Source organism: Xanthomonas sp. NCPPB 1325, assembly GCF_041477645.2.
Taxonomy (GTDB): domain Bacteria; phylum Pseudomonadota; class Gammaproteobacteria; order Xanthomonadales; family Xanthomonadaceae; genus Xanthomonas; species Xanthomonas cannabis.
Genome location: NZ_CM192985.1, coordinates 596412 through 616962, shown reverse-complemented (window position 1 = coordinate 616962; position 20551 = coordinate 596412). Strand labels below are relative to the sequence as shown.

Annotated in this window: 4 protein-coding genes and 3 pseudogenes; 3 read left to right on the top strand and 4 right to left on the bottom strand. The window is 60.3% G+C overall.

What is annotated here, in order from left to right:
* Nucleotides 1-44: 44 nt before the first annotated feature.
* The 3 genes and pseudogenes from ACCQ10_RS02570 to ACCQ10_RS02560 all read right to left on the bottom strand — a co-directional run.
* Nucleotides 45-15071 carry an SDR family NAD(P)-dependent oxidoreductase gene (locus tag ACCQ10_RS02570; RefSeq protein ID WP_372362115.1) on the bottom strand — a complete coding sequence of 5009 codons (15027 nt, stop codon included), beginning with the start codon at nucleotides 15069-15071 and terminating at the stop codon, nucleotides 45-47.
* A 540-nt stretch (nucleotides 15072-15611) separates the two neighbouring features.
* Nucleotides 15612-16713: pseudogene (locus ACCQ10_RS02565) on the bottom strand (IS3 family transposase).
* Between the two features lie 71 nt (nucleotides 16714-16784).
* Nucleotides 16785-16947, bottom strand: a pseudogene (locus ACCQ10_RS02560) (transposase); the annotation flags it as partial.
* 533 nt (nucleotides 16948-17480) lie between these two features.
* Here ACCQ10_RS02560 and ACCQ10_RS02555 point away from each other — a divergent pair.
* Entirely contained in the window at nucleotides 17481-18164 is a 684-nt protein-coding gene (locus ACCQ10_RS02555) for an acyl-homoserine-lactone synthase (protein WP_372362114.1), read from the top strand.
* A 24-nt stretch (nucleotides 18165-18188) separates the two neighbouring features.
* On the opposite strand, the gene ACCQ10_RS02550 is transcribed toward ACCQ10_RS02555, so the two are convergent.
* A complete protein-coding gene (locus tag ACCQ10_RS02550) occupies nucleotides 18189-18953 on the bottom strand; it encodes an autoinducer binding domain-containing protein (protein WP_372362113.1) in 765 nt (254 codons plus the stop codon).
* 549 nt (nucleotides 18954-19502) lie between these two features.
* Between ACCQ10_RS02550 and ACCQ10_RS02545 the strand changes: the two are divergent.
* Nucleotides 19503-19680 (top strand): annotated as a pseudogene (locus ACCQ10_RS02545) (transposase); the annotation flags it as partial.
* A 281-nt stretch (nucleotides 19681-19961) separates the two neighbouring features.
* A complete protein-coding gene (dndE, locus tag ACCQ10_RS02540) occupies nucleotides 19962-20345 on the top strand; it encodes a DNA sulfur modification protein DndE (RefSeq protein ID WP_372362112.1) in 384 nt (127 codons plus the stop codon).
* Nucleotides 20346-20551: the final 206 nt, after the last annotated feature.

Genomic DNA, 20551 nt, shown 5'->3' with positions numbered 1-20551 from the left:
CATGTGCGCCTCGCCCGGGTCACCTTTCGTTCCCGCGCCGCCGGTCATTTGGCGAGAGCCTCGACATCGCCGGACGCCGCGCGCAGCGTGCTGCGCAACTGACCGACCGACAGATCGCCGCCAAGAAAGCGCTCCAGCAGACCGGCGGCCTCGCCAGTCGGCGCATCGCGCGTTGGCAGCGCACGCACGGCGTGACCGATCTCGCCGAACTGCCGCCCGAATGCGGCGACCAGGCTGGCGACCGGCGCGTCCAGATCGCGCAGCATCTCGCCGGTCAGTTCGACGATCAGTTGCGGAAATTTCTGCATCTTCTCGTGCTCGAACAGCGCACGGCTGTACGAGTGGAAGATGTACAGATGTCCATCGATCCGCAGGAACTGGAAGAACATCGAAGCGAGCGGCTGGTCGAGGAAGTGGATGCGGCGCTGCTCGAGCACCGCATCCATGTACGTGGACACGCCGTGCTCGCCTGCGACACTGACGTTCGCCGTATCGATATCCGCGCTGTCCAACACGACATCGCCGACCATCGCCGTGTACCCGGCATAACCGTCCAGACCAACGATCTGTAGCAGTTCCGTCGCTGGAATCCGCGCATGTTGCAACCCGGTCAGCAGGGTTCGGCGCACCGCGTACAAGGTGTCGAGCACGCTTTGCCGCGCGTCGATCTCGAACGGCACGAACGCGACGTTCGAGAAGTCGCCCAGACATGCGGCCAGCGCAGCGCGATCGCGCTGGTTGTGGATCACCTGCAGCACCGGACGATCGTTGCCGAAGAACTCGCGCAACACGACAGCCAGCACTGCCGCGAACAGCTGCGGATACGAAATGCCGTGCTCCCTGCTCAGTGTCGAGATCCGATCGCCAAGCCCGGGCGACACAGACACGATCTGGTTCACCGCGAGCTTGCGCGACGACGGCGCCGATGCGATGTCGTCGCGATACGGCAATCGCATGGCAACATCGACGCCGGACAGCGCGTTGCGCCAGTACGCACGGTGCACCTCGGCGTCGGCCCCGCCCGCATCGTGTTGACGAAGCGCGTACAGCCAGTACTGGTCGCGTTGCGCATAGGCGTCGGCGCGTACTGCTTCCTGGCCGTCGAGACTTTCGTACAGCGCCATCAACTGCGAGAACAGCAGGCCCGGCGTGAACGCGTCCGCGTGTGCGTGATGCGCGACCACACCAAGATGGAACGCACCGTCTGTTTCCGTCAGCCACATCCGAATCGCCGAGCCGCCGTGTTCCTCCAGCATCTGGTGACTGCGGCAGCTCTGGATGAACTGATAGAAGGCCTGACGGCTGCTTGTCGAGATCAGATCAAGCGACACGCATACCAGTTCCGACACGCATTGCGCATAACCGTCGCCAACCTTCACGTAACGCGTGCGCAGCAGGTCCTGCTGCCGCGCGAGCAGGGTCAATGCATGCTGCAGCCGTTCGAAATCGACGGCGGCGGCATACAGGCGGAACACGTGGAACACGTTCCAGGCAGTGTTGTCCATCCGCTCGGTCAGATACAGGTTGCGCGCCTGCTCTTGCGACAGCGGCGCCCACAAGCGTCCGGGTACGAGCGCGCCGAGGCTCGCCGCGACCGCGTCGTGGGGAAAGTGCCGCAGGTGCGCGTCGATGTCGAACGAGCGCGTGGCCAGCAGCACCGCCTTGTCGGTATCGCGGAACACCGCGATACCCGCGTCGAGCATATACGACAGCACCAGATGCCGGTCGATCTGAGGCTCCGGCGCCGACGCTTGCGGTTGCAACGCGAAACTCGCCACGCTGATCGGCGCACGCAGCGCCGCGAGCCGTTCGCCAAACCACGGGTACTGGACCATCGGCAGCGTCATCGCCACCGGATCGGATGTTCTCTCGCGCCCGCCGTCCGGCGGTGAGAACGCACCGAGCCCGTTCAAATGCTCGACCAGTTCCGCCGGCGTACGTCGGTCTAGCAGGTCGACGAGTTGCACCTCGACGCCCATCTGCTCGTTGATCGCCGACAGCAACCGCATGCTCATCAGCGAATCGAAGCCCATCGTGCTCCAGTTCGTATCGGCGCGCAACGCGTCGGGTTGGTCGCCCGTGATCGTCGCGACCTGCCGCAGCAACCAGCGTTCCGGCCGTTCGGCTGCCGGCTCCTCCGGTGCGACGGGCGCCGCGATCGCCTGCGACAGTAACCAATGGCGGGTCCGCTCGAACGGATAGGCGGGCAGCGACAGTGGCGCCAGATCGCTCGCGGCGAATCCGCGCCGAGCGTCGAACGCGACATCGTGCACATACCAGCGAGCGGCATGCGCGAGCGGTAACGCGTCCTGCCCTGTGTTGAACTCCGCGGCATCGCGGCGCAGTGCCGAAAGGCGCGCTTGGTCGGCCGCCGACTCCGCATCGCCCGACGCCGAGTCGAGATTCGTCAGCACGTCGGGATCGGCCTCGTTTGCGAGGAACCGCGCCAGCAAGGTCTCGGTGTGCAAGCGATCGCGCACGCGCAGCGCGCACCGATAACGGAAGTGATTGCGCCGCAACAATAGGTTCGCGGAGAGCTGCGCTAGCGACCATGGCGGCGCCGGCGTGGCGCTTACGTAATCGAGCAGATCGCGGCAGCGCTGCCGCAGCGCGTCGGCCGTGGGCGCGGAGATCGCCAGCAGCACCGGCTCCGGTCGCGCGGACGATGCCGCGAAAGCGGCGGGCGGCGCTTCGGACACAACCAGATGGACGTTGATGCCTGTCGCACTGTACGAGCTGACACCCGCGCGACGCGCCACGCCCGCCTGACGCGGCCACGCCCGGACGCGCGTTGGAAGCTCGAACGTGTCACCGTCGCTGCCGGCGATCGCCGTCGCGGGATCGATGTTCGCGGTCGGTAGCAGCGTGTCGCGATGAAGCGCAAGGATCACCTTCAGCAGATGTGCGATTCCCGAGGCGGCAAATGAATGGCCGACGTTGTTCTCGACGGTGCCGAGCGCCAGCCGCTGCGTGGAGCGCTCACCGAACACTTTCCGCAGCCCTTGCAATTCGACCTTGTCGCCGAGTGGCGAACCGCTCGCGTTGGCCTCGAAGAAGCCGATCGAATCGGGATCGATGCCGAAGCTCCGATAGGTGGACGTCAGCAGATCCGCCTGCGCGACGGCGCTTGGTGCCGCGATGCCCTGGGTCCGGCCATTGTGGTTGCTGCCCCACGCATCGAGTACTGCGTAGATACGGTCGCCGTCGCGCTCGGCCGCATCGAGTGGCTTCAACACCATCGCGCCGACCGCCTCTCCGGGCAGCATGCCGGTCGTACCGGAGAGCAGTGCGGCACCATGTTCCGTGTCGCTCAGCAGGCGGTAGTAATGGCTGGTCGCGATCAGGTTGCGCGTCGAATACACCATCGCGCCGCCCGCGATCGCGATCTCGCACTGACCGAGCCGCAGGCTGTCGCATGCATGCCGAATCGCCATCAGCGACGATGCGCAGCCCGCATCGATCGCCATCGTCGGCCCGGTCAGATTCATGTGATACGCAACGCGGCCAGGCAGCGTCGATTGCGAGACCTGCGGCGCGATGCCCAGTACGGTCTGGACGTGCAGGTTGTAGTCGCCGCCGCTGCCCGCGAACACCCCCCACTTCGAGCCGGCGAGTCGATCGGACACGAGACCGGCATCCTCGACGGCGCGCCACGCCTCCTGCAGGAACAACCGCTCGGCCGGCTCCATCAGTTGCGCCTCGTTCGGACTCAGATGGAAGAACGCATTGTCGAACTCGTCGATGCGCTCGAACAGGCAACCGTAGTCCGTCGCGCCGTCCGCCGAGGCGAAGCGCCCGGCCGGCGCCGCGCGAATCAGGCTCTCGCCCGCAGACAGCACGCGCCAGAACGCATCGACGTCCTCGGCACCCGGAAACCGCGCGGACAGGCCGATCACAGCGACCCGAAACGCGCCCGGTCCGGCGCTGGTCGCCGGCGCCGCGGCTGGCGCCTGTGCGACGATCGGCGCGCTGTCGGCGGGCGTCGCATGTTGCGCCGCGGCCGGGTGCATGCGATGCATCGACGCGAGCACGGGACCGATGACTTCCTCATTGCCGATGCCCTGGCTGCAGAGCTGGAAATGGTCGTTGCCGCCCACGATCACGGTGCGAACCTGCGGCATCTTCTCGACCCATGTATCGAGCACGGGAATCATCGATCCGTGCACGCGCTGCAGCTTGTACAGATAGTTCGGGTTGTAGACCTCGTCGGACGTCGCCTTGGCGGTCTCGGTACGAAACATCAGGATCTCGACCTCGTCCGGCCGCGCGAGCGGTTGCCAGCGGTATTCGCGCATGCTGCGCAAATTGTTTCGGTGCGTGTCGGACATCGACCGCAGGCGCAGGCGCAGGATATCCGCCGCCTGGCGAACGCCCCGCTCGACGATGAGTGCGACGAGGCTCGCCTCGACCTGGTCGGCATCGAGCGCTGCGCCGTCGTCGATCCGCAAATCGGACTCGGTGATCACGAGATCTTCCCATTTGACGAGCCCGGCCTTCTTGCGCTGCCGGAATGCCGGATCGAGATGCAGCATTGCGATCATCAGGAAGTTCGCGTTGGTCAACCAGTTCTGCAGCTCGTCGAGCGCGAAGATGTCCTCGTCGCGTTGGTCGGTGATGAGTGGCGTCTCGAGCATGAACACCGACTTCACGTGCTTGCCCGCGTGTTGCAGTACGCGCGCAACCTCGTAGGCGACGACCCCACCCATCGACGCACCCATCACGTAATACGGTCCGACCGGATCGATCGCCTGGATCACCTCGGCGTAGTACTCCGCCATCTCGCAGGCGTCGGCGCACAAAGGCCGTTTCGTCAGGAAACCGCGCGCTTTGATACCCACCGCGCGGCAGCGTGTGCCGACCGCCGTGACCAGCCTGCCGAACATCGCGACGTCGCCGGACGCCGGATGCAGGCAGAACAACAATGGGCCCTCCCCCTCGGTCTGGAGCGGCACCGCTTCTTCATAGGTGCGTCCGTAGCGGCGCAGGTTTTGCTGCAGTTCCGCCTGACCGAGCCATGCCGGCGGCGAATCGGCAAGCGCCGCGGTGTCGGCCCGCCGGAGCACAGCGAGATGGCCGGCGAGCGCGACGATCGACGGATAATCGAACAGTACTGTCTCTTCGAGATCCAGGCCCAGTCTCGCCGAGAGTTCGCGGACGAAACCGACCATCCGGATCGAATCGACGCCCAGCTCGAAGAACGTCACGTCGTTGTCGAGGATCTCCGTTTCCGGGTACTGCAGGATCGTTCTGACCAGCTCCTTCAGTTGCCGCAGGACCGCATCGGTCACCGGTGCGGCCGTCTCGACGCGCATCCGGCCGGCCGTCGCGAGCGCGACCGGCGCACTGCGACCGGCAGCACCGTCATCCATCCCGGTAGCACGGTCCACGGTGGCCGCGCGCAAGCGCGCGATGTGTTCGCAGAACCTGGCGATGGTCGGGTAATCGAACAGCACCGTCTCGTCGAGGTCGACTGCGAGCCGGTCCGCGATTCCGCTTACGAACGGCACCATCCGAATCGAGTCGATGCCGAGTTCGAAGAACGTCGCCCCGTCGTCGATCGCATCGGCCTTGTCGAAACCCAGTAGCGCACGTATCGCATCTTTCACCTCGGCGACGATCTCGCGCAACGTCGCCTCGGGCGACACAGGTGCAGGTGCAGGCGCAGGTGCAGGCGATGCTGAGGGCGAAGCCGCGGGTCTCGACGCGGCGTCGTTGCGCTGCGCGGATGCCGCGGGCGAGTACGCAGCCACTTCCGGTTCGACCGGCGCCGAGGCTGAGCCCGTGCGCCCACTTACGCCCGGCGCATGCGCTGGCGCGCGCCAATAGTCGCGCGTTTCGAACGGGTATGCGGGCAGCGCGAGCGGCGCGCCATGCGCGTTCGTCCACGCGCTGCCGTACGCATCGGACCAGTCCACATTCTGCCCGTCCACCCACGCCTGCAACGCCACCTCCAGCCGCATCTGCGCATGCACGGACGTCGCAGGCAGCGTGGCATCCCTTTCGCCAGACGTCGGTGGCTCGCCCGACGCCATTGCGCGCAACCGGCCCATCAGCTCCCGGCGGCTCGTGACGACACAGCCGGTGCGCACCTTCATCGCCTCGCGGCCCTCGTGCAGCGTGTAGGCGATGTCCTCCAACCGATGCTCGGGATATGCAGCGAGATGATCGTGCAGATCGGCGGCGACGCGCTTCAAGGCCTCTGCGGTGCGCGCGGACAGCGCGATCGCGACGACGGCGTTGGCGGTACGATCCGCAGGTGCATCCACTCGGTCCGGCGCCTGCTCGACCACCATCACCGCGTAGGTGCCGCCTGCACCCGCAGCCGTGATCAGGCATTTGCGCGGGCCGGTCTGCGCCGGCCAGGGTTCGTAACGCGTGACAAGTCGCAACCCGCTATCGGCGAGCAGATCGCTGTCCAGCGATGTCTCGTCCACGAGTGTCGGGGCGAGCGCGCGGTGCCTGAGCTGCGCGACGACCTTGCTGAGTTGCGCAATGCCGGCGGCGGCTTCCGGATGGCCGATGTTCGGCTTGACCGAGCCGATCGCGCATGGCTGCGTCCGCGTGCGGAACACATTCTTCAACGCGCCCCACTCGATGGCGTCGCCCATGCTCGATCCGTTCGCAGCGGATTCGACGTAGGCGATGTCGTCGACGTGATTGCCCGAGCGTTCGATGACCTTAAGAATCAGCGTCTCCTGTTGCGCGAGGCTCGGCGCGGTATAGCCATGCGTACGCCCGCTGTGGCTGACGCCTGTCGCCGTGATGACCGCGTCGATCCGGTCGCCGTCGGCGAGCGCCGCCTCGAGGCGCTTCAGAACGACCGCGCCGACCGCCTCGCCGGGAATGAAGCCGTTGCCTTCCATCGCGAAGCAGCGCACCTGCGCGTCGTCGCTCAGCATGTCGAGCCGTTCCAGCGCGAGGTAATCGTTCGGATGCAGATGTAGATTGACGCCGGCCGCAATCGCAAGCTCTGCCTCGCCCTGCTGCAGATACCGGCACGCGTGATGAATCGCCGTCAACGACGACGTGCACATGGTGTCGAATGCGATGCTCGGGCCGCGCAGGTCGAGGAAATACGACACACGGTTAGCCATGTTCGCAAACGAGGTCGACGTGACGGTCTCGCGTGCGTCGGCGCCGCCGGATTGCACGGCGGCGCCCGAGGAGAAATGATTGAAACCGCTCTTGGTTGCGCCGACGCAGACCGCGACATTGCGCCCGTGCCGCGAATTGAGCCGCTGGCGCGTGTAGCCGCTACTTTCGAGCGCTGCCCAGCTCGCCATTAGCACCAGCCGCTCCTGCGGGTCGATCGAATACGCGTCGATGGGCGCGATCTGGAAAAAGGCCGGATCGAACTGCGCGAAATCGTCGAGGAACGCGCCCTTGCGGCCGCGCAGCAGCGGATGCACGTCGCTCTCCGGGTCCGCCTGCGGACCGTACCAGCGGCGCACCGGCAGCTCGCCGATCTCGCTCGATTCGGTCTTTAGACGGCGCCAAAACGCCTCGAACGACGGCGCGTTCGGGTAGCGACCGCCGATACCGATGATGGCGATCGGCTGTTCGCGCGGAGGGTCGGCATCGCGCATGGCCGGCGTGTTGGCTGCGCTGCGCATCGCAGGATGCACTGGCGGCCGGGCGGCCGGCGCGTCCGCCGGCTGTATCAGCCGCGCCGGCTCTGCCGCGGAGCGCGTCGCGAGCGCCGGCGCCGCCGGTTCGCTCAACGCATGCGCGGGCACAAAGCGGTCGGCGGGAATATCCTGAATGCGGATCTGCTCTGCCAGATAGCCGGCGAGCGCCTCGAGCGTCGGATATTCGTAGAACAACGTCCTCGGCAGCTGGCGGAAGCTCCCGGCCAGCACCTTGTTCAACTTCGCGAGCATGATCGAATCGAGACCGAGCTCCGACAGTGGCCGATGCGGGTCGATCGCCGCGGCATCGAGTTTCGTCGCGTCGCCGAGCACCCGCTTCAGATACGGATACAGATCGGCCGCGGCTAACACCGAGGGCGCCAGAGTGAGCGCAGACGGCGCCACCGGCTGGCGACCGCCACTCTCCGCTGGCTGCCGACGCGCCGCCGCGGCCAGCAGACGAGCGACCTCGTCCTCGATACCGGTCCCGACGAACACTTGATCCGCGTCCGAGCCAAGCGCACGATCGAGCGCCCGCATTCCGGCGTCGTTCGAGATCGACGCAAGGCCGTGCTGTTCGTGCAACAGCGTCGCTAGCTCGCGGTCCAGCGTCATTCCGCCGTCCCGCCACAACGGCCAGTTGATCGACACGGTCCGACCCGAGCGCGCACCTGCGCGCACCTGCGCGGCGCGGCGATGTGCGAACGCATCCATAAACGCATTGGCCGTCGCATAGTCGGCCTGGCCAGCATTGCCGAGCACGCCCGAAATCGACGAGAACAAGGCGACGAACGCAAGCGGCTGGTTCCGCGTCGCCCAGTCAAGATTCAGCGCGCCGGCGACCTTCGGCGTCAGGACCGCGCGGAAGTCCTCCTCGGACTTGTGCATCAGAAATGCGTCGCGGACGATGCCCGCGCAATGGATCACACCGTGAATCGGCCCCAGTGACGCGCAAATCTCCTCGACGCACTCCGCAAGCGCGCGGCGGTCGCCAACATCGACGCGCCGGTATGCGACCCGCACCCCTTCGGCGCGCAGCGCGTCGATCCGGTGGCCCTGCGACGAACGCATCAAGTCGGCCTCGTCGCGACGCGCGAGCAGGACGATCGTCGCGTCGCGATCGTGCGCGCCAATCCATCTGGCACACGGCAGCGCAAGTGCCCCCGATCCACCGGTGATCAGGTACGCGCGCGGCGTACCGGCGGAGACGACAAGCCCGTCGAAGAACGGCCCGACTGCCGGCGTCAACGGCTGCCATGCGCGCACGCACCGCTGCGGACAATAGCGGACCGCTACGTCGCGGCCAGCGCGCATTTCGTCATGCAGAATATCGAGCCATGCGGCCGCAGCCGGCGCCTCGTCCAATACTATGCATTGCGCCGACAGATGCGGATTTTCCTGCCCCGCCGTCTTCAGCAGCGCCGCGAGTCCGTCCAAGGTTTCGCTGTCTGCGCCGGCCGCCGTCACCTGCACGAGCACTGGCTCGTGCAGACCGTGCAAGAGCCGCTCGCGCAGCGACGCGAACAGCGCGGCTGCGTGGTCGGCAAATGCGGTGTCCTCCGGCTGTACAGGCGGCAAGAACTGCACGGTCGCGTCGGTTGCGCCGAGCGCGGCGCGCAGCGCAACACTCGCGACGGTGTCGAGCCCACAGAACACGATATGGCGCGCGCCGCTACGCGCCGGCAAGCGCGCCTCGGTGGGCAGATCCTCACGGACCCATGCCGGCGTGAACAACGACGCGTCGCCATCGGCGGAGGCAACGGAGGCCGGAGCCGGTTTCGCGGCAAGTCCTGCAGGCGCATACGTGTGTTCGAGCCAGTGCGGACGTCCGCGGAACGGATAGGTCGGTAGACTGATCCGCACCGGCGGGGTCGGGGCATGCAGCTCCTCCCACGGCAGGGTGAAACCGTGCAACCACAGTTGCGCAATCCGATGATGGTCGTGCTCACCAGCCCATTTCCGGAGCAGCTCGAGCATGTCCGGCTGGCGGTCGAGAAAATCGCCGAGTACATTGCGCTCGGCCGTGCTGCCGCACAGCCAGCACGGGTCTGCGCCAGCGCCTGCCGCGAATCGCTCAAGCGCATCGAGCAGCGTGCTCCGCCCGTCGACGATGAAGACGACGCGGTGGTCCAAGTGTTGACGGCCGATCTGCAGCGTGTAGGCGATCGAGCCGACATCGCACGCGATCGCGTCGACACGCAGCAGATGTTCGCGCAGACGATGGGCGATGAGCGGCAAAAGCTCTGCCCGATGCGCGGACAACGGCACCAGATGGCGCGTCGCGCCGCCAGGTGTGCGCGCCGCACGCGCGGGCCACGCCTCCAGCACCACGTGCGCATTCGAGCCGCCCGCGCCAAAGTTGCTGATACACGCGGCGACCGTCCCTTCGGCCTCACGCTCGGACCAATCGCCGAGTGTGCGCTGTACCTCGAAGCCAGCCGCCGCGAAATCGATCGCCGGGTTGCCCTGCTCAGAGGTCAGCGTCGGCGCCCATTGGCGATGGCGGAACTGCAGCAGCACCTTGCTCAGGCTCGCAAGGAACGCGTTCGATTCGCCGTGGCCGACGTTCGCCTTTACAGATCCGATGCGCCGTACGCTCTCGCCGCCGATTTCGCGGAATGCGCGGCTGAGTGCGCTGACCTCGATCGGATCGCCGAGCGCAGTGCCGGTGCCGTGCGCCTCGATGTACGCGATACCTGGCGCCGGCACGCGCGATGCGCGCAGTACGCTCGCGATCAGGCCAGCCTGCGCGTTCGGATTTGGCACGGTGAAGCCGTTGGTCTTGCCGCCGCTGTTGATCGACGACGCTTTTACGATCGCGTAGATGTTGTCGCCGTCGGCAGCTGCGCGCGACAGCGGCTTCAGCAGTACCGCGCCGACCCCTTCGCCGAGCAGCGTGCCGTCGGCGTGCTGCCCGAACGGCGTGCAGCTGCCGCTGTCCGACAGCATGCCCGTCTGCGAGTACTGGATCAGGCGACTCGGATGCAGGATCAGGTTCACGCCACCGACGATCGCCGACTCGCAATTACCATCGCGGATCGACCGGCAAGCGAGATGGAACGCGGTGCCCGACGACGCGCAGGCCGCGTCGATCGCCATGCTCGGCCCGGTGAGGTCGAAGTGGTACGACACGCGATTCGCGATCTGGTAGTAGTCGGTGTGGCGGTACTGCTCGGGATGCTGCAAAGCATGCAGATTTGCGTACATCGCATAGTCGTTCGACAGCACGCCGACAAACACGCCAGTCGAGCGATCGAGTGTATGCCGCGTATAGCCGGCATCCTCCAACAGCCCCCAAACGACCTGCAGGAACAAGCGCTGCTGCGGGTCCATTAACTCGGCTTCCTTCGGCGTGATGCCGAACAGCTCTGCCTCAAAACGCTCGATTCCGTCTAGATAGCCGGCGCGGTCCATGTAACCGTGCAGCGTCGATGCAATGCCCGGGAACGCGCGATCGATCAGCTGCCGGCGCGCTTCGGGCATCGGCACGATCCGGCACTCGCCGGTCTGCAGCAATTGCCAGAACGCGTTCATGTCGTCGGCGCCCGGATAGATGCCGTGCAAGCCAACGATCGCGATGTCCTCGCGGGTACCGTCACTCTCGTTCGCTTCAGCATGGTCGGCCGGCGCCCGCCGCGACGTGTTGGACGCCGCCGGCGCAGTGGGAGTTGCGACCGGCTGTGCAGTTTCATGTGCAGCGCCAGGCACGCTCGTGCTGTAATCGGTGATCAATGCGCGTACGGCGCTGTGCAGGGTACGATGCTCGAACAGGAAGGCCGGCGCGAGGCCCGGTACGAGCTTGGCAAGTTCGACAGTCAGGTTCACCACGTCGATCGACTCGAGACCGTATCGCTCGAGTTCCTCGTATTCGTCGATCGTGTCGGGACCGATACCTAACACGCGCGCGTAGCGCGCCTTGACTTCACGCATCAGTGCCGCCTCGCGCTCCGCCTCGCGGCCAACCACGCCCATCGCCATACGCTGGTCGGCTGCAGCGACAGTCGCACCGGCAATCGGCTGCACGTCCGCTTGCATGGCACCGAACGCGATCGCCTCAACGCCGGACACGCGGATATCGTCGAATGCCAGGTTCATACGTTCCGCGATCTTCCCGTAGTCGACGTCGTGCGTCAGACGCCGTTCGTTTACGACGAATGGCGGCCGGCGCTCGGCCGGCGCGTCATCGCTGCCCTCCTGCTGCGCCAGATATGCCTGCCGATCGAGCACGTCGCGCAAAGTCTCGCGATCGAACAGGTAGCGGCTAGGCGTGGCCTCCGCACCATCGCCGGAGACAATCTCCTGTGGCGCGATTTTGTCCAGAAATTGCCGGAACGGCGTGTTTTTCCTGGTCGCCGCAAACGCAACATGGACCTGCCCGACGCCGGTCTCCTCAGCGATTTCGATGAGCCGCTGCATCACCCGGTCTTCCACGGTTCGGCCGAGCACTCGGCAACTGAGTAGGAACGATTCGACGTAGAGGCACGACGGTTCGAGTCGATACGCGACGAATCCCGTCGTACCGTAGTCACCGAATCGGTCGACAACGTCGATCACGAGCAGATGCCATGCGTCGTCGCGCATCATCGCAATGACTTCCGACCGGTCACGCCGGATCGTGGTGTTGTTGAACTGGTTCGTGCGCAGCGTCAGCTGCGAAACGCGATCCACCATCTCCGGCGTCATCGGCTTGACCGCAACCTGCAGATTCAGTCCTTCGATGAAACCGCGGAACGACTCGGCGGACTCTCGGAACCTTTCACGTTGCGATTGCTCACGATACATCTGAGTGCGCGCACCGTCCTCGCGGGTCAAGGTCAACTGGTCGAACACCCACAGCAGCCCCGTCCACTGCGACAGAGGAACCTCGCTCTGCGTCGTGCAGATCGTCAGCACTTCGGGCGCATTGGCCCGAACCTCCGCGCACTCCAGCGGGTTGTCGTCGAAAAACACGAAGCTGTTCAAGCCAAGATCGAGTTCGCCTGCGAGCGCACGGAGATTGCTGGATTTCGGCAGCCAGTTGATCTTCGCAGCGGCAATATCGTCGCGCGTGAGCACCATGTCCGGATGCTGATCGAATACGTGCCAGACGTCCTCCTCGCGATTCTTGCTGCAAAGACACAAAATGAAACCCCGGCTTAGCAGATCCTTCATCGAGCGCTGGAACCCGCGCATCTGTTCGTCGATCACGAGATTGCGGACATCGTTCTCCTCGCCGCAAACCCCCTTCCACAACGTGTTGTCGCAGTCGAGCACCACCACCTTCGCTGTCTGCTGACGCTTTGCGTTCAGCATGCGCACGGCCAGCGCCGCCAGAAAGCGGAAATAGCTCTGCACATACGGGATATGCGCGATCCGGTTACGCTGGGCGTCGTCGATCCGACCGGGGTCGATGTCGTGGATCGCGTGATAATCTCGCGCAAATACGGTCATCAGGTTCGGCAGTTCGATCGCGAGGGCCGCAAACTGCGCATAGATCGCCTCGAGCAAGGCCGGAGCACCCGGATCGGCCGGATCGAGGCGCGGATCGGGACAGACGATCAGCAGTTGCGTTGCGCGACTGCGTCTGGCAAAGCCGCGCAACGCAGCGACGAACTCATCGGCGATCTGATGAACGAACGCCTCCTCGCCGGACAGATTGAGGCCGCTGTCGCGCCAGCAGGCATCGCGCTCGTGTAGCCAGTCCGACACGCGCACATACAGCAGGTTAGCCGTACCCTCGGCCGTGTTCAACGTACTGTCCGGGCTCACCAGATCCTGCATCATCCGGTTGTAGCCAGTCTGCCGAACTGCGTGCTGACCGGGCAGGCATGCCAGCCATCCGTCGAATTCATCGAGCATCGCATCGAGCGTGAAGTTGCCGGTCAACATCAGCACCGACACCGCAACCGCCGCAGCTTTATCGGAGAAATTCGTCAGCAGACAATGCCGCTCATCCATCGTCGACAGCACGTTTACGATCCGCATCGCAACCTCGTCTGGCGCCTGCGCGTTCAGTATTCGCGTCGGCGTGTTACTCATCTCGGTCAACAGGTTCGACGGACGCACGACGAGCGTGCGGACCGACGGTTCGGCGTCGGCAAGCTCCCGCACGCGCGCTTCTGTCCGTCGCTTTAAGTCAACGTAATGCGCATACCCCGCCGGCGAGGTGTCGACCATTTCCGAAGAGATCGCCACGCACGTACCGCCACTTGCCGCGAGCAGAGTTGAGAATGCACTGAGCGGCGCATCAATGAGATGCAAATTGCGCTTGACGTAGTTGGCTCGGTAAAGTGAGGATGACGCGTCTTCATCCACCCTTGAGGGAGGTTCGCAAGCATTGCAAACGAGGATGTCAAGCCGTTGGTGTTTCGCAGACAGCTCAGCTTCTACAGAAGCAAGCCAAGTGCTGTCTCCGGCATTGCCATGAAGCAGGGTCACAGATAGGCCATGCTCCTCTAGGTCGCGAGCTACTTCACGTGCTTGATCACCGCTATCTCGGTAATTTAGATAAACGTGTGCGCCCAGCACAGCAAGACTTCGAACAAGCGCTGAGCCAAGTCCCCGCCCTCCTCCTGTAACGAACGCAATCTTGCCTGAAAGAAGATGGGTCTCTGAGCTCTCAAGCGCAGCGATGTAATTTCGGACTGGTAAATCAGTTATTTTCTTTCTAACGAACGATCGGAGCTCTCCCCGAGCGAATGTTGATTGCGTGTCATCTACCGACAATTGCGTTTCTAACAATCCATAATCTCGATTAAAGTGTTGCGTCGATAGAATATATTTAAAATAACCGGCTTGCGATCCGCGCTCGAAATTTAAGCTCAGCCCAGAAAATATCGCCCGCTCCCCAGGCAGCTTCATACCCGTCAGGTAACTTGTAAGTGCAAGCATGTCAATTAACGCTGAACCATACCGCTTGACTGCACTTTTATAAAATTTACCAAGTCCTGTCGACGCATAGCTACCAGTCATCGCCACGCCAGCATTGAGCACAGCGTCGTCGTAGTCGCAGATATCAGAAGCCTCTTTAATATATTCCTGCTGCTGCCCAGCAAGTTCATATTTAAGCTTGCCTAAAACAGCTTGCCCGTTGTCATCTCCGATCAGCCAATAAATTTCGACTTGTATTAGGACCCGCGTTCCTTCCCGCACGGAAAACCTGCAGAAGCCTTCGCTTTCTAGATCGACTGTGCAGGAGTAACTACGATTCACATAGAGAGGATTTTTAAATTTGACTTTAAGCGTACCCAGCCTCCCTATCAATGTAATATTTATTCGTTCGAGTGCTGCTAAAACTCCCATCACACCGGGCACAATGCAAGCGCCAAAGGAAGATCGCTTCCCATATTGAGGATCTATATGAAGTGGGTTGAGATCCCCGCTTAAGAGCGAGAACAGGTCAACTTCTTCTTGACTAAAAGCAAATGATTCATCTAATGGTGGAACTAATGATGCAGTTTCCATGGGAAATTTTACCTTTGCGAGCCACGGAATGTTCTTAAACGAATTTTAGAAATTCTTGTAAGAAACTAATGAGGTCAACTGGCGACACCATCGTTAACCAAATCAACCGTCTCAACATCCCGTAAAACTCCTAGATTCTTCGTTTTATATTTCTTGCTATGCTAATAAAAAGTGGCATCATTAGAGTCCCCGCACTTTTTGTCTACTAGCAATTGGAAGCTAATATGATGCTCTTGTTTTTTCTTATATACGCCCTATGTGCTTCTATTTTTTTATTTTTTTCTATAACAGCACTAAAAAAATCGAGGAACTCCAAGCCTAGAATCGACCAAGAATGTGAAGAGAAATATAGATTTATTTGCGCGCTACGGTATCTTTTTAAAGAAGCAACGAGATGTGGATATTTTGATGCTGCCAAATACCTGAAGCGCGCGCTTGATAGTATGCGTTGATGTCCTGCCTAGCGGCTTACTTATCTATATGTCGACTCCCCGCAATTCAATGCCAGCCGACGCCCCCCGCCCTGAGTAGCGATCGGGTTTAGAGTCCGGGGTTGATGATATCGGTGTTTGCCAGATGTTGGGCATAAGCGGACGGCGTCATGCCGCTGATTGCTTTCTTGGGTCGGTCCTCGTTGTATTCGCGTCGCCAGCGTTCGATCTCGGTGCGCGCGTGCAGCAACGTCGGGAACCAGTGCTCGTTGAGGCATTCATCGCGTAGCCGGCCGTTGAAGGATTCGACGTAGGCGTTCTGGTTCGGTTTGCCTGGTTGGATCAGCCGCAACTGCACGCAACATGCATGCGCCCAGACGACCATTGCCTTACCGCAAAACTCCTTGCCGTTGTCGGTGCGGATCACCTGCGGCAGGCCGCGACTGTGTGCCAACCGATCCAGCACGCGCGCAACGCCGCGCCCGGAGATCGCGCGTTCCACCTCGATGGCGACCGCTTCGTGCGTTGCGTCGTCCACGATCACCAGACATTTGATCACTCGGCCTTCGGCGGAGCGGTCGAACACGAAATCCATCGACCACACCTGGTTGGCCTACGCTGGCCGCAGCAGCGGCTGACGCTCGCCAACCGGTACCTTCTGCGCTTGCGGCGCCGGACTTGTAGCTGCTGCTCGCGATACAACCGCTCCACGCGCTTGTAGTTCACCAGGCGTCCTTCCTGTCGCAGTTTGAGATAGATCATCCCCACACCGTAGCGGCGATGACGATGCGCCAACGCAAGAATGCGCTCGCGCAGTTCGCCATTGCGATCTTCGCGCGGGCAATAGCGCAGCGCACCGGCGCTCATGCCGATCGCTGCCAAAGCGCGACGCTCGCTGGTACCACGTCCAATCCACTCGCGCACCAGCGTACGACGCGCCGATGCGCTCACCACTTTTTTCGCAGCGCATCCTTGATCAGATCGTTCTCGAACAGCTGCTCGGCCAGCAACTTCTTCAATCGCGTGTTCTCGGCCTCAAGGTCCTTGAGCCGTTTGGCTTCGGGCACGCTCATCCCGCCGAATTTGCTGCGCCACAAATAGTACGAAGCCTCACTGAAGCCGTAGCGCCGGCACAGATCCTTGATTGCCACGCCCGCTTCGGCCTCACGCAGAAAGCCAATGATCTGCTCTTCGGAAAAACGCTTCTTCACGTCCAATCTCCTGGGGGTAAGGAATTGGACTCCAAACTGAGCCGCTACTCAGAATTGGGGGGACGTCGGCGCTGCACATCAGCTGCCTCCATGCCACCGTACTTGGACTTCCAGACGTAGTACGTCGCGTCGGAAATACCCAGCTCACGGCACACATCCTTGAACTGGCGACCGCCCTCAACCTGCTTCAGCGTGGCGACAATCTGGGCTCTCGGTGAACTTGCTCTTGCGCATCGTTGGTCTTCTCGGTGGCTAGTGTGCCGGAGACCTCTAACTATGGATGGATCAATTTTACGGGAGGCTGACAAATGCAGTCCTGCAGCGGGGCTGATAGTGGGCCCGACATATGCGTTTTACCGAACTGATAGAGCGGCTGAACATCGGCCGTGATTTGCCGATCCAGATGCACAGTGGCGATCCGGCGGCAACGAGAACACTAACGATCTACTTCGCCAGCTCCTGTCCAAAGGGGCGAATCTAGCCACCATCAGCCGGAGGTATATAAATCACATCACGTTACCGATGAACGCGCATCCACCGGCAATCACCGGTATGGAAGACATCCAGGGAAGCGGTGGAAAAATAACTCGCGCCTATCAAATCATGCATTGCACTTGAATCTTTAGATCGCCTTACCGTGCCATTAGATGTACGCGCGACATAGGGCACCTGGTAATTTTACCTGCCCATCAAAGCAGTTATTTTCCCAGATTCAATCTCTCGCCAAGTGATTAATCATTTTTTTAATCATTGGATGAGAGCGATAAATGATATCTTTATTAAGAAACCATAGTTCCGAAACGCATAATCATTTCCTTGAGTCTTTTCTTGAACTTCGCCATGACATTTTCATTAAGAAGCTAGGCTGGCGTATCCCGACGGCGAACGACAGAATGGAACAGGATGAATTTGATAACGATCAAGCTATTTATTTAATGATAAATAATAGCCGGGGCCAGGTGGTTGCAGGTGCCCGTCTTATTCCAACGTCTACTCCCGGAATTATAGACATGTTCCCGGAACTGATTGATGCTAATTCACCGAGGTCTTCTCGAACTTTCGAAATAACCCGTTTTGCTATCGACCAGCGCAAGGATCGCATAAGAGACAACTTAGATCTTCGAGCCTCCTTACTATGGGGCATTCAAGCTACAGCGCTGGCTATCGGTGCCGATAAACTTGTCTCAGTAACTTATCTCCATCTAGAAAGCATGCTGACTAAAACAGGTTATTCATTTAGACGACTTGGTCAAATACATGAAATTGATGGTGTACCGACCGTGGCACTTGAGCATGAAGTGTCAGTAAAAATCCTAAACGATTGCCGCAATCAAATCCGATCCAGCGAGGTACGCCAAAATATTCGACTTCACTGCATTGGCAATCAAGATCAGCACCACGGCAGCATTATCCACTCATCACCTGTTGTAGAGCAATCCCTTCATGACTAAAATTCAGCGCTAACCAGAGAAAATTTATAACTCAATTAATCCTAATATTATTGCTTTCACGACTGCATGAGCTCGATTTTCAGAATAAAGTTTCTCTCTTGCAGTTTCCGTGTAAAAATCCACGCTTTTCTTTGAAATTTCTAGTATTTGCGCTATCTCAGCGGCTGTTTTACCCTTCGCAATCCAGGTCAACACATCCACCTCTCTGGAAGATAACAGTGTCTTTCTGCGAGATGAAATTTCTTTCATCGATTGGCCAAATATAATTTTTCTAGCCCTATGGTGAAAACATTGCGCCAGTATATATATTTCGGATATTGATGAAATTAATCTTTCCTTTTCCACCCGCCCCTGCGGCACAAGACTAATCGCAACTGATTCCCCAAACTCGGCTAAGAGAGGAAATGTAATTCCACTTGATAAACCAACGCCACGCGCCTCCATCATGACGACCGCCTGCCTTTTACTTAATCTACTTAGATCTTTTATGTTATCCCAGTCAACAAAACCTGATTTCGAAGATAACAATTCAATTACCGGATCAACAGTATCGTATTTTTCCCAGAAATAATGCGACAACCAATCTTGGGGATAATTCGTTATTAAAAAACGCTGAGAATCAGACACCAGATGGCTGTGAGATATTAGTGGACTTATCCGATGGATATTATACGCGAAAAATCTTACGCCGTAGTATAACAGGTACTTTTCGAACTTTTCTTGCAAGTCCTTTTTGTCGTTACAGCTTTCCACTTCATCGATAAAACTTCGAATAAGATCGTTTAGCATTCCAATCCTTATCTAGGTCGTGCAGCAGGTCTACTATTCAATTACAGTAGACGTCAAGATACATGTATCTACCAAGTTGATAATTGCCACCTCGTTGAGATAAGTCAATTCGAATTTACTTACTGTTTGTATAGTTGAATCGACATACTTTTAAGAGCCGGAAAAACTGTTTGTATCTTATTTATGCGACGACCATCCCAGTTCATTTTGCATGACATCACACAAAAAAGAGGGCGAGAATCAATATTAATCCGAGCAATAATCTGCCTCGCGGTTTAGACTGCCACGTCGGGGTATGGTTCCAGGAAGTGTGTTACGAAGAACTCCCCCTGCTCTACGCTTTTTTAGTTTAGTACTTTCGTTTTATTAATATGCACTAAGCAGACACGTATTGGATCGATTAATGCCAGTCGCGGATAGCGCTGGTATAGCTCAGTGCCTGACTCTGGCTGACGGGTCAAGAGCTCCGATCGGCTATTGAACAACGCCCCCCGATTTTAAGAAGCGCACTAGTTTTGTGTCCAATTCTCTACCCCGAGGAAATTGGACGTGAAGAAGCGTTTTTCCGAAGAGCAGGTCATCGGCCTCCTGCGCGAGGCGAAGCGGGCGTTGCGATCAAAAACCTGTGCCGGCGCCATGGTTTCAGTAAAGCCTCTTCTGCCTGTGGCGCAGCAAGTTCGGTGGGATGAGCGTGTCCGACGCAAAGCGGCTTAGGCACCTTGTAGCCACCATCTGGGCCATCCTTCGCGCTAGCGGTCGCCCTCTGCCGTAGGTCGTAGATACCCTGTTGGGACGCTTGGACTCGGCCCACCGACAAAGCCTGGTGGATCGATTCTTTGTAAAGGCGGCCCATCAGGTCGTGCTACTGGCTACCGATACTGAACTCGATCCGGAAGTGACAGCGCAGCTTTCGTCAAGAACATCCCTAAGCTACGAAATATTGTACCTGCAGGAAGAGCGCCGGTCCGAAATCCGGCAGGTGCACGGGTCACATATGGATGATGCAGCGTGATCGATACTCTCCGCCTCTCCGACAGCTCTAAAGACCAGCTGATGCGTCTTCGGCGATCTACGGGAATCAAGCACTGGAACGCCTTGTGCCGGTGGGCGCTCTGTAAATCCCTCTCTGATCCCCGCCCAGTGGGAGCCTCACGCCTGGTCGCGGCAAGCAGCGTCGAACTTAGCTGGAAGGTACTTACCGGCGACTACGGAGAAGTCTATCTGGCGCTGCTAAAACAAAGGTGCGCTATTGACGGTTGCGCCTCCGATGATGCCGCCCTGACGGTTCTGCTACGTCGTCACGTGTACCGTGGAATTGCCATGCTCGCAAGCGGCGACTCACTGCCCGATCTTCATTCGCTGTGCCAGATGGCAATCTCGGACATCAAGTAGATAAAGAGGTAACCAGCCGACGCCTCATGCTTGGCAACATCCGGTGCGCCCTCAGGAAGGACTGCCAAGCGCGCCTTGTGAACTGGAAGACCCTGATCTTCATGTACGATCACGCGGAAAGCTCCACGGCAATTGAACGCGCCTGGTTAGAGTCGTAAGTAACCATTGCGGCAAGACGCGGGAAAGCCCGAGGCAGCGGCTCCCGA

What these genes read in the sequence shown, in the direction of transcription:
- ACCQ10_RS02570 (WP_372362115.1), bottom strand. Translation starts at nt 15,071, where the DNA reads ATGGAAACTGCATCATTAGTTCCACCATTAGATGAATCATTTGCTTTT.
- ACCQ10_RS02550 (WP_372362113.1), bottom strand. Translation starts at nt 18,953, where the DNA reads ATGCTAAACGATCTTATTCGAAGTTTTATCGATGAAGTGGAAAGCTGT.
- ACCQ10_RS02555 (WP_372362114.1), top strand. Translation starts at nt 17,481, where the DNA reads ATGATATCTTTATTAAGAAACCATAGTTCCGAAACGCATAATCATTTC.